We start from the raw sequence: 15786 nt of genomic DNA, 5'->3' as shown, positions 1-15786 counted from the left end.
TATGGCAACTGTCTTCATGACAGACCGAGGGAGAGTTAGACAACACAATGAAGATAACGGAGGGGTATTTTTGAACCAACATAATCAGCTGCTTGCAATTGTGGCTGATGGTATGGGAGGTCATCGAGCTGGCGACATCGCCAGTGAGATGGCGGTTCAAAAATTGCAAATAGCGTGGGAAGAAGCGAACAAAGTAACGTCTCCTGATGAGGCGACGCAGTGGATTCGTACGCATGTTTCGCAAATTAATCAAGATATTTATCGGTATGCTCAGGAGCATGAAGAGTGTAAAGGCATGGGTACGACAGTTGTACTTGCTTTATGCGCCGATACGTTTTGTGCGATTGGTAATATAGGAGACAGCAGGTGCTATATTTCCAATGAATATGGATTTCAACAAGTAACAGAAGATCATTCTCTTGTGAATGAACTCGTAAAAAATGGTCAAATCACAAAAGAAGATGCTGAACATCATCCGCGAAAAAATATCTTATTGCGAGCACTAGGTACCGAAGAAAATGTTAGTTTAGATGTAAAAACAATTGAAGTGGAAAAAGAAGATCGATTATTATTATGTTCAGATGGACTGACAAATAAGGTAACGGAACAAAAGCTGAACGAAACGTTATCAACAAGTTCATCACTTCACGAAAAGGGTACGAGCCTGATTCAATTAGCAAATGAGCTTGGTGGAGAAGACAATATTACACTTGCAATTGTGGACTTTACATCTGAAAGTGGGTGAGAGTGTTGCTAATAGGTAGACGGCTAAACGACCGTTATAAGGTATTGCAAGTAATTGGTGGAGGCGGAATGGCAAACGTCTATTTAGGTCGCGACATGATTTTGGATCGTGATGTGGCAATTAAAGTGCTTCGTTTAGACTTTGCAAGTGACGATGCGTTTATAAAGCGTTTCCATCGAGAAGCTCAATCTGCTACGAGTATTGCTCATCCTAATATTGTCAGCATTTATGATGTTGGAGAAGAAGAAGATATTTACTATATCATCATGGAATATGTACCGGGTATGACATTAAAGCAATACATTCTGCAAGAATCACCATTATCTCTTGATAAAGCCATACATATTATGACGCAGATTACATCAGCTATTGCCCATGCTCATCAGTACGGAATTATTCACCGGGATATTAAGCCTCAAAATATTTTAATTGATCATGATGATACCATTAAAGTTACTGACTTCGGCATTGCCGTAGCACTAAGTTCTACAACCATTACGCATACTAATTCTGTTTTGGGATCTGTTCATTATTTATCTCCTGAACAGGCAAGGGGAGGGCTTGCGAATAAGCGTTCTGATATTTATTCGCTTGGCATCGTCCTATTTGAATTGCTAACGGGTCGAGTCCCTTTTTCTGGGGAATCGGCTGTGTCAATTGCATTAAAACATTTACAGACAGAAACACCTTCTCCAAAAAGGTGGAATCCATCTATCCCTCAAAGCGTGGAGAATGTTGTATTAAAAGCAACAACTAAAGATCCATTTTACCGATACAGTTCCGTCGAAGAACTCGAAGCGGATTTACAGTCTGCTGTTCATCCAAATCGTTATAATGAACAAAGATTTACGGTGCCTGATGATGAAGAAGTGACAAAAGCCATTCCCGTTATTAAGGAGGATTTTGTTGAATCCGAAGAAACGCACGTACCTGTGAGAAAACCACCTCACTTAGAGCGCGAAGAACAAGAAGAAGAAGTAAAGCCGAAGAAAAAAAAGAAGAAAAAGAAAAAAGGCAAAAGCAAGCTGATTGTAACGCTTGTTTTAATTTTTTTGCTGCTGGCAGCTGCTAGCGTAGCCGCCGTTACATTCATTCCGGCTTTATTACTGCCAAAAGACGTAAAGGTTCCTGATTTACATAATCAAGATTATGAATCAGCTGTAACCGATTTAGTTTCTTTAGGCTTTAAAGTGAAGAATCCTAAAGATATATCTGATAATGAGGTGGAAGAAGGCGACGTGGTTAAAACGATGCCAGAAGCGGGAGACGTGATCAAAGAAGGCTCTAACGTCATTATTTATCGAAGTACAGGAAAGAAAAAAGAAGCATTTAACCGGTACATTGGAAGAAGCTTTACGGAAGTAAAAAGTCTGTTAGAAAAGCAGAATTATAAAGATATCCAATCCATCGAAGTTGAAAGCACAGAACCAAAAGGCAATATTACAGATCAGACGCCTAAAGAAACCGAACAAGTCGTGCCGGAAGATACAACGGTTACTCTATGGGTAAGTAAAGGTCCGCCGAAGATTGCATTAAAGGATTTCTCGGGCTGGACGGAAAAAAGCGTAAAAGATTATGCATCAGATGAAGATATTGAAGTGGACGTAAAAACAGCGTATTCCGACACTGTTGAAAAAGGTCTTGTGATGTCTCAAAAGCCTGCAGCGGAGCAGAGCATTGAGCAAGGTGATAAGCTCACCATTACGGTCTCAATGGGCAAAGAGCCAAAAGCTCCTCAAACGGTGTCAGTGGATGTTACCATTCCGTATAAAGAAGAGGCTGACACCGAAGCAAGCACGGAACAAGGCGACGCAACGGAAACAGGCGATGCCACTGAAACAGAAGAGGAAAAGCCAAAGCCGCAAAAAGTACAAATTTATATCGAAGATGCAGATAACGATATGTCGGTTCCTGCTAAAGAACTAACGATTACTGAAACAACAAAAGAATCATTCGATGTTTTAGTTGATGAAAATGAAAAAGCGTCTTATAAAATTGTCCGAGACGGGGAAGTTATTGAAGAAAAAGACGTTGAATATCCAGAGTGATAGGAGTGAGGTTATGCCAGAAGGAAGAATTATTAAATCCCTTAGCGGATTTTATTATGTTCTTCATGACGGACAAGTAACGCAATGTCGAGGACGAGGTGTTTTTCGTAAAAAGAAGGTAACGCCTTTAGTCGGTGACAATGTAGTATTTCAGGCGGAAAATAAGCTTGAAGGATATATACTTGAAATTAAAGAACGTAAAAATGAATTAGTTCGTCCCCCAATTTCAAATGTTGATCAGGCGCTGCTTGTTTTTTCAGCGATTGAACCTGATTTTAGTACAATGCTTCTTGACCGATTTTTAGTGTTAGTGGAGTCTAATCATATTGAACCTATTATTTGTATTTCAAAAGTAGATCTTTTATCACAGCAGCAAAAGCAAGAAATCGAGCAATATGCCGAAGAATATCGTAAAATAGGATATGAGGTCATTTTAACGTCGACAGTCACAGAAAAAGGCATGGAACAAATTCAGCCGTTATTTGAAGATCGCGTAACGGTTATTGCTGGACAGTCAGGTGTAGGTAAATCTTCACTGCTAAATACGCTTAAACCAGAGCTTGAGTTAAAGACAAATGATATTTCAATGTCACTTGGAAGAGGAAAGCATACAACACGTCATGTAGAACTGATTTCGTTTGGTGAAGGTTTAGTAGCTGATACGCCAGGCTTTAGCTCACTGGAATTTTTAACGTTAGAAGTAGAAGAGTTGACCGATTGTTTTCCTGAAATGTCGCGTTTGAGTGAACAGTGTAAATTTCGAGGTTGTTTGCATGTGAAAGAACCAAAATGTGCGGTGAAAGAAGCATACGAACAAAAAGAAATTCCGAGTTATCGCTACGAACATTACTTGCAATTTATTGAGGAAATTAAGCAAAGAAAGCCGAGGTATTAAAAATGACAAAAATCGCACCTTCCATTTTATCTGCCAATTTTTCAAAGCTTGCTGAAGAAATTCGTGAAGTTGAAGCAGGTGGAGCAGACTACATCCATATAGACGTCATGGATGGCCATTTTGTTCCTAATATTACAATTGGACCGCTTATCGTTGAGGCTGTACGCCCTGTCACAACACTGCCATTAGATGTGCATTTAATGATTGAAAACCCAGATCAATACGTTCCAATGTTTGCAAAGGCGGGTGCTGATATTTTAACGGTACATGCTGAAGCGTGTACTCATTTGCACCGCACCATTCAATTAATCAAAGAGCACGGCATGAAAGCAGGCGTTGCTTTAAATCCTGCAACGCCAATTGACGTGGTAAAGCATATCTTAGAAGATATCGATCTTATTTTATTAATGACGGTGAACCCAGGCTTTGGAGGACAAAACTTCATTCCAAGTGTACTGCCGAAAATTGAGCAAATCTCTCAGCTTATTGAAATCCGTCACCTTTCTATTGAAGTAGAGGTTGATGGAGGAATTAATGAAGAAACAGCAAGAAAATGTGTAGAAGCAGGAGCAAATGTCTTAGTGGCTGGCTCAGCTATTTATAATCAAGAAGATCGAGCTGGCGCAATCAGCCAAATTCGCACAACTGTTCAAGCGTAAGTAATAAAAGCTGCTGTGTACAACGGGTAGAACTTGTACACAGCAGCTTTTTCTTTTAGGATAAAGAAAACATATTTATTTCGTTCATTTTTTAATAGAAAAGGAGCATATACATAATGAAAATTCATATTCTAGCAGGGGGACCGGATGAACATATGCCACTCCTGCACCAATCAAATGATGTAAAGTGGGTAGGAGTAGACCGGGGCGTATTCCTGCTTCTTCAACAAGACATTTTGCCCGTGAAAGCATTCGGAGATTTTGATTCCATTACAAATGCGCAGCTTAAGCGAGTGAGAGAAGCATTACAAGATGTTGAATTGTATCCTGCGGAAAAAGATGCAACTGATTTGGAACTTGCTTTTGAGTGGGCAATAGAGCAAAAACCGGACAGTATTTGTATCTTTGGAGCAACAGGTGGAAGACTTGACCACATGTTTGGAAGCATTCAGCTCCTGTACAAAGGCTTAAAAAAGAAAGCGAATGTACAAATGATTGACAATCAAAATATCATTCAATTGTTTGAACCAGGCACTTATCATGTTGATCGTTTAAAGGAGTTTCACTATATTTCATTCGTTCCTTTTGCAGGCGGTGTAAAAGAGCTTACGCTAGAAGGTTTCAAATATCCGCTCAATAAGCATGAAGTAGAACTCGGCTCAACTTTATGTATTAGCAATGAACTTATTCAACAAAGAGGTACTTTTTCATTTACAAAAGGCATATTAATGATGGTAAGAAGCAATGATAAACGTTGCTTGTGATGAAGTATGGAAAATGAGAGCAGGACATAGGGCTTTCTTTAAAAGGAGATAAAGTGTGGAGACGGTTAGGAGGGACAGTATGAAATTCTATACAATCAAACTTCCAAAGTTTTTAGGTGGGATCGTAAAGGTCATGCTTAATTCGTTTAAAAAAGATTAACAACGCCGGAATAATAAAAGAAGCACCATAAAATATGGTGCTTTTTCATTATAAAGATTAAACGCGTTGAACTTTACCAGACTTAAGGGCTCTAGCTGAAACGTACACACGTTTTGGTTTACCGTTCACTAAGATACGTACTTTTTGAACGTTAGCACCCCATTTACGCTTAGTAGCGTTCATTGCGTGAGAACGTGCGTTACCTGAACGAGCTTTTCTACCAGTTACTACACATTTGCGTGCCATGATTTTCCCTCCTAACACCAAAAAAACTACTCAATTCTGTTTTGAGAAATACTATATTAATTTATCACAGCCTTAAAGAGAATGCAATAGTTCTGGAGAAAAGCTTTCAAGAAATTTTCCTTGACATATAAAATGAATCTATGTTCAATAATATAGAGAGTAGAAATAGGTATAACTTGGGCAATTACTTATTTTAAGACAAGTTGATACCCAATACTGTCATCTTTAAAAGGGACAAGCTGGACGCCTCTTTTAAAACGAGATTGATTATAGTAGAATATTTATAACCTATGAAAGTAGAAAGGGGAACGAGTATGTCCATCGAAATGAAAACGAAGTATGGTCAAATTGATATTTCTACAGATGTAATTGCAACAATTGCTGGAGGAGCAGCTGTTGATTGTTACGGGATTGTCGGAATGGCTTCAAAAAATCAGCTTAAAGATGGTCTTACAGAAATTCTTCGCAAAGAAAACTTTACACGAGGTATTGTGGTAAGACAAGAAGAGGATGACGTACATATCGACATGTACATTATCGTAAGCTATGGAACAAAAATTTCTGAAATTGCTCATAATGTGCAAACAAAAGTAAAATACACGCTGGAACAAACGGTTGGTCTAACGGTTGATTCAGTAAATATTTATGTGCAGGGTGTTCGTGTAACGAACGTTTAATTAAGGAGGAAGATTCGTGTCAATGACAACGTTGGACGGAAAGCGGTTTAGAGAAATGGTGCTTCAAGGAGCCCAGCATCTATCTAACAATGCAGATTACGTGGATGCGCTGAACGTTTTTCCTGTACCAGATGGTGATACTGGAACAAATATGAACTTATCGATTACGTCTGGTGCTAAAGAAGTGAAAAATAAACTATCTGATCACATCGGTCAAGTGAGTCAAGCTTTGTCTAAGGGCTTATTGATGGGCGCGCGCGGTAATTCAGGAGTTATTTTATCTCAATTATTCCGCGGTTTTGCGAAATCGGTTGAGCAAAAGTCAGCGATTACAACAGTTGAGTTTGCTGAAGCTCTTGAGCTTGGTGTAGAAACTGCTTATAAAGCTGTTATGAAACCAATCGAAGGAACCATTTTAACAGTAGCTAAGGATACTGCTAAAAAAGCAGCGGCTGTTGCTAAAAAGCAATCTGATATGATTCTGTTCATGGAAGAAGTACTTAAGGAAGCTAATGCTTCGTTAAATCGCACGCCAGATCTTTTACCCGTGTTAAAAGAAGTAGGCGTAGTGGATAGCGGAGGTCAAGGGCTTGTTTTAATTTATGAAGGGTTTTTAGCTGAATTAAAAGGTGAAAAACTTCCGGGTGTACCCATGTCAGCTCCTTCGATGAATGAACTTGTAAATGCTGAGCATCATAAGCATGCGCAAAGCCATATGAATACAGAAGATATTGAATTTGGCTATTGTACAGAATTTATGGTAAGGCTGGAAGAGGATAAGCCCGCAGCTAAAACATTTTCTGAAGAAACGTTTCGCCAAGATTTAAGTAAATGGGGCGACTCGTTGCTTGTAGTATCTGATGATGAAATTGTGAAAGTTCATATTCACGCCGAGCATCCTGGAGAAGTGTTAAACTACGGGCAGCAATATGGAAGTTTAATTAAAATGAAGATTGAAAACATGAGAGAACAGCATAGCAGCATTGTTTCAGATGAAGAAAAGCCTGCAGTAAAAAAGGCTGAAAAACAGCCCTTTGGCATTGTTACTGTATCAATGGGAAAAGGAATTGCTGAATTGTTCAAGAGCCTTGGGGCAACGGTTGTCATTGAAGGCGGACAAACAATGAATCCAAGTACGGAGGATATTGTCAAAGCGATTGAAGAAACAAATGCAGAACAGGTACTTATTTTACCTAATAACGGAAATATTGTAATGGCTGCTAACCAAGCGGCTGCTGTTGCGGGCAGTCACGTTTCGGTTGTCCCGTCTAAAACGGTTCCTCAAGGAATGACAGCGCTGCTATCATTTAATCCTCAGCAAAGCTTAAAAGAAAACGAGGAAGCAATGACAGAAGCTCTGCAGCACGTAAAAACAGGGCAAGTAACGTATGCAGTTCGCGATACAAATATTGATGGTCTTGAATTAGCTAAAGGCGATTTTATGGGTATTGCCGAAAAGAAAATCGTCGTAAAAGATTCAGAGAAATTAGAAGCAGCGAAAAAGCTATTGACTTATATGATTGATGACGAAGCAGAAATCCTTACGATTCTTCAAGGAGAGGATGTCTCAGACGATGAAGCTGAAGCGCTAACATCGTTTGTAGAAGAAACGTTTGAAGAAGTTGAGGTAGAGCTTCATAAAGGAGATCAACCTTTATATTCTTACATTTTTGCAATTGAATAACAAAAAAAGAAGCACTCCTCTCAAGGGGCGCTTCTTTTTTGTGTTTTTTAAGTTAAATACGAACTATTTTATTTTTACATGTTGTAATCGTTCGGCATATTAGGTATATTAGTTGAAAAGAACCCGTTTGTATGGTAGTTTTGAAAACTGATTGAGTCAAATGTGAAAGAAAACAGCATGAGAGGAGAGGCAACAGTGGATATTTTAAAAGGAACAGGTTTATTGTTATTAGTTTTATTTTTATTTTGGTTGTTTAGCAACAAGGCACCTTATGGCATGAAAGCGATGGGGGCTCTGGCAAGCGGAGCGGTGGCTGCGTTTCTCGTAGAGGCCTTTCAGTCATATGTAGGAGGAGATTTACTAGGTATTTCATTCTTAGGTGAAGTTGGAAAGGCTGCAGGAGGAATGGGAGGAGTTGCAGCAGCCGCACTAGTTGCTTTGGCGTTAGGAGTATCTCCTGTATATGCTCTTATGATGGGCGTGGTGTGTTCAGGACTAGGCTTGCTCCCTGGATTTTTTGCGGGATACCTCATGGCATTTGTAGTGAAATTTATTGAGAAAAAGGCACCTGCTGGTCTAGACTTATTAGGCAATATCTTAATTGCAGCACCTTTAACAAGATTAATTGGTAATGCATTCTCACCTATTGTAGATGCGACGCTTTTAAATATTGGAGGAATTATTAAAGATACAACAAGTGCTAGCCCTATTTTGATGGGAATTATTTTAGGGGGAGTTATTACAGTAGTAGCAACGGCTCCGCTTAGCTCAATGGCTTTAACGGCTATGCTAGGGTTAACGGGATTGCCTATGGCGATTGGAGCTCTTGCTGTGTTTGGTTCTTCTTTCATGAACTATGTGCTGTTTGATCGATTAAAAATTGGGGATCGTCGTACAACCATTTCAGTTGCAGTTGAACCTTTAACACAAGCGAATATTATTTCAGCCAATCCAATTCCTATTTACATTACCAACTTTGTTGGAGGGGCACTAGCGGGTGTAGTTGTGGCTCTGTTCGGATTAGTAAATGATGCTGCAGGCACGGCAACGCCAATCGCAGGACTTGCAGTGATGTTTGGGTTTAATGACCCTATGAAGGTCACAATTTGTGCAGTACTTTGTGCATTAGCGGGAGCATTAGCTGGGTTTATAGGTTCAGTTGTTTTTAAAAACTTTAAAATTAAAACAGTAGACGATGTAGCTTCAGAGCAAGAAGCAGCGTAAGTAATTCATCTTTTCCTGCATAACATAGCAAAAAAAGCGGTGTGCTTATCCTATTTTTATGGATAAATACACCGCTTTTTTTGTGCGTGAATCTCTAATAAAAATGAGAATTTTTAAATTTTTTAAGAGCGTGAAACAAAGCTTCCAAAAAGTCAAAAGCTCAAGTAACATATAAGTAATAACAATGTCTAAATAGCAGGGGGAAAATCCTTATGAAATATAAATCTGTCTTTGATATTATTGGTCCGGTAATGATTGGACCATCTAGTTCACATACGGCTGGTGCAGCGCGTATTGGACGCGTTGCCCGAACACTCTTTGGTAAGCAGCCCACAAAAGTTGTGGTTTCATTGTACGGTTCTTTTGCTCAAACGTATAAAGGGCACGGAACAGACGTAGCGTTGATTGGCGGTATTTTAGATTTTGATACATTCGATCAGCGTATTCCGGAGTCTTTGGACTTGGCTAAAAAAGAAGGAATTGACGTCACATTTGTTGAGGAAGCGGCAATCACAGACCATCCGAATACTGCTCGCATCAAAATGAGCGACGGATTAAAGGAAATTGAAGTTGTTGGAATTTCAATTGGAGGAGGAAAAATTCAAATTACGGAGCTTAACGGATTTGAATTAAATTTATCAGGCATGAATCCAGCTATTCTCGTTGTGCATAATGATCGATTTGGTGCCATTGCGACCGTTACAAATATTTTGATGAAACATTCAATTAATATCGGACATATGGAAGTATCTCGCAAAGAGCGCGGCGAAGTAGCGCTTATGGCAATTGAAATGGATACGAATATTGAAGATGATGTAATTGAAGAGTTAAAAACATTGCCTCACATTATTCAAGTAACAAGAATGGTTGAATAGGAAAGGCCTGGGAGAATAAATCGAATAATTATATATGGTTCTAAAGTGAAAATAAGACAGAATAATAGCGGAGGTTACTATGTTTCGAAATGTAGCAGAACTAGTAGAATTAGCAGAAAGTCAAAATGTAAAAATTGCAGAGATTATGATTCAACAGGAAATAGATATCACGGGAGTTACTCGTGAAGAAATCATGGAAAAAATGGACCGGAACTTAACGGTTATGGAAGAAGCGGTTGAACGCGGTTTAAAAGGGGTACAGTCTGTTACAGGTTTAACAGGCGGGGATGCAGTGCTGCTTCAAAACTATATTCAAAGCGGAAAATCTTTATCTGGAAATTTAATTTTAGATGCAGTTAGCAAAGCTGTAGCGACAAACGAAGTAAATGCGGCAATGGGTACAATCTGTGCAACGCCTACTGCTGGATCTGCAGGGGTAGTGCCAGGAACGCTGTTTGCCGTGCAACATAAGCTAAATCCCACTCGTAAAGAAATGATTGAATTTTTATTTACATCAGGTGCTTTTGGGTTTGTTGTAGCCAATAATGCGTCTATTTCAGGAGCAGCAGGCGGATGTCAAGCAGAAGTTGGTTCAGCTTCAGGTATGGCAGCTGCAGCGATCGTTGAAATGGCAGGAGGTACACCTAGTCAGGCAGCTGAAGCAATGGCAATTACTCTCAAAAATATGCTAGGATTAGTATGTGACCCAGTAGCGGGGCTAGTAGAAGTTCCATGTGTGAAACGAAACGCAATGGGAGCGGCGAATGCAATGATTGCAGCAGATATGGCCTTAGCAGGCATTACAAGTCGTATTCCATGTGATGAAGTCATTGATGCTATGTATAAAATTGGTCAAACAATGCCGGTTGCATTACGAGAAACTGCACAAGGAGGCTTAGCGGCAACACCAACAGGTCGCGAGCTTGAAGCGAAGATCTTTGGTATTGCATTAAATAAAAGTGAATGAACTAACAACTATTTCAATTAAAACCATTAAAGGTATTGGAGATGAAACAGCACAAGCATTAGAGGATATGCATATTCACAGTGTGCATGACTTGTTAGAACATTTCCCATACCGCTATGAAGATTATGAGTTAAAAGATTTGGCTGAAGCAAAGCACGACGAAAAGGTCACCGTAGAAGGAAAGGTTCACAGCGTCCCCTCGCTTACGTATTACGGCAAAAAACGTTCGCGCCTTACGTTTCGGCTGCTAGTAAACCGCTATTTGATTACGGTTACTTGTTTTAATCGCCCTTACTATAAATCAAAGTTAGAAATCGATCAAACTGTTACGGTTACAGGGAAATGGGATCAGCATCGGCAAACGATTAACTTGCAGGAGCTTCAATTTTCTCCGTTTGTTAAAAATCAAACGATTGAGCCTGTTTACTCAGTTAAAGGCAGCTTAACGGTCAAAGGAATGCGGAAGTTCGTCTCTCTTGCGTTGAAGAATTATGGGAGCAGCATTCAGGATATGCTCCCGGCCTCTATTCGTTCTAGGTACAAACTAGTAACGCGTGAAGAAGCGGTTAGAAGTATTCACTTACCTCGTGATCATGAAGATTTAAAACAAGCGAGACGTCGGTTTGTCTATGAAGAATTTCTACTTTTTCAATTAAAAATGCAGGCGCTGAGAAAGCGCGAAAGAGAAGAAACGCCTGGAATGAAGCAAGCATTTGATTCAACTGAGCTGGTAAACTTCACGAACTTGCTGCCGTTTCCGTTAACAAGCGCTCAAAAACGTGTAGTAAACGAAATTACGCACGATATGAAATCGCCTTATCGCATGAATCGCTTGCTGCAAGGTGATGTAGGGTCAGGTAAAACAGTCGTAGCAGCGGTTGCTTTATACGCCACTGTTTTAGCGGGACATCAAGGTGCTTTAATGGTACCGACTGAAATTTTAGCTGAACAGCATGCAGAGTCATTAACTGCGATGCTTGAAAAGGTAGGCATCAGCGTAGGCTTGCTAACAGGGTCTGTTAAAGGAAAAGCAAGAAGAGAGCTGCTTCAGCGAGTGAGAGACGGAGATGTTCATGTATTAGTAGGTACACATGCCTTAATTCAAGACGAAGTTATATATAATAGTTTAGGGCTCGTCATTACGGATGAACAGCACCGCTTTGGAGTTGGACAGCGCCGGGTTTTACGTGAAAAAGGAGAAAGTCCGGATGTACTGTTTATGACGGCGACTCCTATTCCAAGAACCCTTGCTATTACGGTGTTTGGAGAAATGGATGTGTCCATTATCGATGAAATGCCAGCAGGACGTAAGGCTATTGAAACGTACTGGGTAAAACATGATATGCTTGAACGTATTTTACATTTCGTTGAAAAAGAAATACACGATGGCAGACAAGCTTATGTTATTTGTCCGTTGATTGAAGAATCGGACAAGCTGGATGTTCAAAATGCAATTGATGTGCATGCAACACTCACTCACTATTTTAATGGAAAAGCAAGCGTTGGTCTCATGCACGGAAGATTGTCACCTGATGAAAAAGAAGAAGTGATGAAACAGTTTAGCGTAAATGACGTGCAGATTTTAGTATCAACAACGGTTGTAGAAGTAGGAGTGAACGTTCCGAATGCAACCGTAATGGTCATTTATGATGCAGAGCGCTTTGGGTTATCTCAGCTTCATCAGCTAAGAGGACGCGTAGGACGAGGAGATGCACAGTCATATTGTATTCTACTCGCGGATCCGAAATCAGAAGTTGGAAAAGAACGAATGACCATTATGACGGAAACAAACGATGGATTTGTATTATCAGAAAGAGACTTAGAGCTTCGTGGGCCTGGTGATTTCTTTGGTAGAAAACAAAGCGGGATGCCTGAGTTTAAAGTAGCGGATATGGTGCACGATTACCGTGCGCTTGAAGTAGCTCGAGAAGATGCTGCTAAGCTTGTAAATTCCGACAGTTTTTGGACAGAAGAGCAGTTTGCGCTGCTGAGAATACAATTAGAAGCAACGGGCGTATTAACTGGAGAAAAATTTGATTAGTAAAAGAGGCTGAAAGTAGTTTAGTTGAAGGGAAATCCGAACGATGAATCGAGATTCTTGATGAAGAATCCAACTCGTTCGGATTTTTTCATTGGCAGGGTGAACGTCGGTTTCATGTATGTAGATACTTTTAGCGGCTGTTAATAGTCATGAATATCCATAGTGTGATGCACAGAATACAGCATGTGAAAAATGTTGCAATTAGAAGGCAATGATTATATACTGCTATTAGTACCTAGTATTAAAAGTTCGGATGGTGGACAATGAAGCGCAGTAAAAAAGAAAGACAGCAGCTATTAAAAACGACAATTGAAGAAAACCCATTTATTACGGATGAAGAACTAGCAGACCGTTTTTCAGTGAGCGTTCAAACAATTCGATTAGACCGCCTAGAGTTGTCGATTCCTGAACTGCGAGAACGTATTAAGCATGTAGCTTCAAAACAACTAGACGAGGAAGTGCGTTCGCTTCCGATTGAAGAAGTAATTGGAGAAGTTATCGACATTGAACTAGATCAATCAGCGATATCTATTTTTGATGTGAAAACAGAGCATGTGTTTCAGCGTAATCAAATTGCTCGTGGTCACCACCTTTTTGCGCAAGCTAATTCGTTAGCTGTCGCTGTTATTAACAACGAACTAGCGCTCACAGCAGATGCGTCGATCCGTTATCATCGCCCTGTTAAGCTTCATGAACGAGTGATAGCAAAAGCGAAAGTTCTGTCAACTAGTGAAGTGCGAACCACCGTTGAGGTAAACAGCTATGTAGGGCAAGAGCAAGTGTTCTCTGGCACTTTTAAAATGTATCGTTCTACAAAGGATAAATAATAAAAAGGATGAGACCCAACATGAAACTAGCTATTGATGCAATGGGCGGAGATCATGCACCGAAAGCCATTATTGAAGGTGTAGAAAAAGCTACTGCTCAATTTAAAGAATTACATATTACGTTAATTGGAAACGAATCAGAAATAAAAAAGTATTTAACGAATTCAGATCGTATTTCGATTATTCATACAGAAGAAACCATTGATGCAACTGACGAGCCAGTGCGAGCTGTGCGTCGTAAAAAACAAGCATCTATGGTATTAATGGCAAATGAAGTAGCCGAAGGTCGTGCCGATGCTTGTATTTCAGCAGGAAATACAGGTGCGTTAATGACAGCCGGACTTTTTATTGTAGGTCGCATCAAAGGCATTGAACGCCCAGCACTTGCTCCGACGCTTCCGACACTAGATGGAAAAGGCTTTTTAATGCTAGATGTTGGTGCAAATGTTGATGCCAAGCCTGAACATTTGCTCCAGTACGCTGTGATGGGGTCGGTGTATGCCGAAAAAGTACGCGGCATTCAAGCTCCTAGAGTGGGACTGTTGAACATTGGAACTGAAGATAAAAAAGGAAATGACTTAACCAAACAAGCTTTTCAGCTACTAAAAAACGCTGATCTCAATTTTGTAGGCAACGTAGAATCTCGTGATTTGCTAAACGGCGTAGCCGATGTGGTTGTAACAGATGGTTTTACAGGAAATATGACTCTTAAGAGCATTGAGGGAACGGCGCTTTCCTTGTTTTCAATGATTAAACAAGAATTAATGAGCACGTTAAAAAGCAAGTTAGCCGCAGCGGTACTCAAGCCTCAGCTGCAGGGTTTAAAAGCGAAAATGGATTACAGTGAATATGGAGGAGCAGGGCTGTTTGGATTGCATGCGCCTGTTATCAAAGCGCACGGTTCGTCGGATGCGAATGCAGTATTTAGCGCGATTAAGCAAGCTGTGAATATGGTGGAAAACAATGTGTCTTCCACTATTCAAAAAGCAATCGAACAAACTGCTAATGAAGAAAAGGAGAGATAAGAAATGGGGAAAATTGCTTTTATCTTTCCAGGCCAAGGGTCACAAACTGTTGGTATGGGAAAAGATTTATATGATGAAACAGAGGAAGCAAAAAAGCTGATTGATACAGCTGACGAAGCTTTAGGGTTCAGTCTTTCAAACATTATTTTTGAAGGGCCTCAAGAAGAATTGACTTTAACTTATCACGCTCAACCTGCTCTTTTAACAACGAGTACAATGCTGCTTGAAGCGTTTAAAACGAGCGGAATTACACCCGATTTTGTTGCGGGTCACAGTCTAGGAGAATACAGTGCGCTTGTGGCTGCTGAGGTTTTATCGTTTAAAGATGCTGTTATGGCTGTTCACAAAAGAGGTCGCTATATGGACGAAGCTGTACCAGCAGGTCAAGGTACAATGGCAGCAGTGCTTGGCATGTCTGCGGAAGATCTAGAAGCCGTTACCGCTCAAATTACAAACGAAGGCGACGCTGTTCAGCTTGCAAATATTAACTGTCCGGGTCAAATTGTTATTTCAGGTACGGTAAATGGCGTAGAAAAAGCAGGAGCTCTTGCCAAAGAAAAAGGTGCAAAACGCGTGATTCCTCTAGTGGTAAGCGGTCCGTTTCACTCTAGTTTAATGAAGCCAGCTGCTGAAAAATTACGTGATACGCTAGAAACAGTGGGCTTTAGCGATGCGAAAGTTCCAGTCATAGCAAACGTAACAGCAAAGCCGGTTACTGACAGTCAAGATATTCAAAACAAGCTAGTGGAACAACTGTATTCTCCAGTGAGATGGGAAGAAACAGTTGAGACACTTCTTGCAGAAGGTGTAGATACATTTGTTGAAATTGGACCAGGAAAAGTATTATCAGGTCTTGTGAAAAAAGTAAATCGCCGTGCGGCTGTTTACGCTGTTAATGATCTTACATCATTAAAATCAACGATTGACGCACTAAAAGGGGGAGAATAAC

16 protein-coding genes are annotated in these 15786 nt (G+C 40.1%); 15 read left to right on the top strand and 1 reads right to left on the bottom strand.

What is annotated here, in order from left to right; genetic code table 11:
- Window position 1: 1 nt before the first annotated feature.
- The 6 genes from ACMX9J_RS12140 to spoVM all read left to right on the top strand — a co-directional run bounded on the left by ACMX9J_RS12140 (window position 2) and on the right by spoVM (window position 5271).
- Window positions 2-745: a Stp1/IreP family PP2C-type Ser/Thr phosphatase gene (locus ACMX9J_RS12140; protein WP_028411452.1), complete on the top strand. Its 744-nt coding sequence runs from the start codon at window positions 2-4 to the stop codon at window positions 743-745.
- Between the two features lie 5 nt (window positions 746-750).
- On the top strand, window positions 751-2793 hold the full coding sequence (gene pknB, locus ACMX9J_RS12135) for a Stk1 family PASTA domain-containing Ser/Thr kinase (RefSeq protein ID WP_176344702.1): 2043 nt from the start codon (window positions 751-753) through the stop codon (window positions 2791-2793).
- A gap of 13 nt (window positions 2794-2806) precedes the next feature.
- Window positions 2807-3688: a ribosome small subunit-dependent GTPase A gene (gene rsgA / locus ACMX9J_RS12130; protein ID WP_013058917.1), complete on the top strand. Its 882-nt coding sequence runs from the start codon at window positions 2807-2809 to the stop codon at window positions 3686-3688.
- A 2-nt stretch (window positions 3689-3690) separates the two neighbouring features.
- Window positions 3691-4347: a ribulose-phosphate 3-epimerase gene (gene rpe / locus ACMX9J_RS12125; RefSeq protein ID WP_013058916.1), complete on the top strand. Its 657-nt coding sequence runs from the start codon at window positions 3691-3693 to the stop codon at window positions 4345-4347.
- Between the two features lie 116 nt (window positions 4348-4463).
- On the top strand, window positions 4464-5111 hold the full coding sequence (locus tag ACMX9J_RS12120) for a thiamine diphosphokinase (RefSeq protein WP_028411450.1): 648 nt from the start codon (window positions 4464-4466) through the stop codon (window positions 5109-5111).
- Window positions 5112-5190: 79 nt separating this feature from the next.
- Window positions 5191-5271 carry a stage V sporulation protein SpoVM gene (spoVM, locus tag ACMX9J_RS12115; RefSeq protein WP_016765421.1) on the top strand — a complete coding sequence of 27 codons (81 nt, stop codon included), beginning with the start codon at window positions 5191-5193 and terminating at the stop codon, window positions 5269-5271.
- A gap of 57 nt (window positions 5272-5328) precedes the next feature.
- Here the strand turns inward: spoVM and rpmB are convergent, their stop codons facing one another.
- Window positions 5329-5517 carry a 50S ribosomal protein L28 gene (rpmB, locus tag ACMX9J_RS12110; RefSeq protein WP_013058914.1) on the bottom strand — a complete coding sequence of 63 codons (189 nt, stop codon included), beginning with the start codon at window positions 5515-5517 and terminating at the stop codon, window positions 5329-5331.
- A gap of 314 nt (window positions 5518-5831) precedes the next feature.
- On the opposite strand from rpmB, the gene ACMX9J_RS12105 reads away from it, so the two are divergent.
- From ACMX9J_RS12105 to fabD, 9 genes are all read left to right on the top strand, one after another.
- On the top strand, window positions 5832-6194 hold the full coding sequence (locus ACMX9J_RS12105) for an Asp23/Gls24 family envelope stress response protein (protein WP_013058913.1): 363 nt from the start codon (window positions 5832-5834) through the stop codon (window positions 6192-6194).
- A gap of 16 nt (window positions 6195-6210) precedes the next feature.
- Window positions 6211-7878, top strand: a complete 1668-nt coding sequence (locus tag ACMX9J_RS12100; RefSeq protein WP_028411449.1) for a DAK2 domain-containing protein — start codon at window positions 6211-6213, stop codon at window positions 7876-7878.
- Window positions 7879-8073: 195 nt separating this feature from the next.
- The gene (locus ACMX9J_RS12095; protein ID WP_016765419.1) at window positions 8074-9102 is read left to right on the top strand and encodes a PTS sugar transporter subunit IIC; all 1029 of its coding nucleotides are present in this window, start codon (window positions 8074-8076) and stop codon (window positions 9100-9102) included.
- A gap of 212 nt (window positions 9103-9314) precedes the next feature.
- Window positions 9315-9977: an L-serine ammonia-lyase, iron-sulfur-dependent subunit beta gene (sdaAB, locus tag ACMX9J_RS12090; protein WP_028411448.1), complete on the top strand. Its 663-nt coding sequence runs from the start codon at window positions 9315-9317 to the stop codon at window positions 9975-9977.
- 79 nt (window positions 9978-10056) lie between these two features.
- Complete coding sequence (gene sdaAA / locus ACMX9J_RS12085; RefSeq protein WP_013084817.1) at window positions 10057-10944, top strand: L-serine ammonia-lyase, iron-sulfur-dependent, subunit alpha; 888 nt, start codon at window positions 10057-10059, stop codon at window positions 10942-10944.
- The gene (gene recG / locus ACMX9J_RS12080; RefSeq protein ID WP_033579773.1) at window positions 10937-12985 is read left to right on the top strand and encodes an ATP-dependent DNA helicase RecG; all 2049 of its coding nucleotides are present in this window, start codon (window positions 10937-10939) and stop codon (window positions 12983-12985) included. Before sdaAA ends, recG begins: the two co-directional genes overlap by 8 nt.
- Window positions 12986-13248: 263 nt before the next feature.
- Window positions 13249-13812, top strand: coding sequence for a transcription factor FapR (gene fapR / locus ACMX9J_RS12075; RefSeq protein ID WP_013058909.1), 564 nt, complete (start codon window positions 13249-13251; stop codon window positions 13810-13812).
- 20 nt (window positions 13813-13832) lie between these two features.
- The gene (plsX, locus tag ACMX9J_RS12070; protein WP_028410795.1) at window positions 13833-14837 is read left to right on the top strand and encodes a phosphate acyltransferase PlsX; all 1005 of its coding nucleotides are present in this window, start codon (window positions 13833-13835) and stop codon (window positions 14835-14837) included.
- 3 nt (window positions 14838-14840) lie between these two features.
- Window positions 14841-15785, top strand: a complete 945-nt coding sequence (gene fabD, locus ACMX9J_RS12065; RefSeq protein ID WP_257040904.1) for an ACP S-malonyltransferase — start codon at window positions 14841-14843, stop codon at window positions 15783-15785.
- The last annotated feature ends 1 nt before the right edge of the window (window position 15786 follow it).

This window comes from Priestia sp. RMT2NF4, assembly GCF_047872835.1.
GTDB classification, from domain to species: Bacteria; Bacillota; Bacilli; order Bacillales; family Bacillaceae_H; genus Priestia; species Priestia zanthoxyli.
Note: the sequence above shows the minus strand (reverse complement) of the source record. Positions and strands in the feature narration are given on the sequence as shown.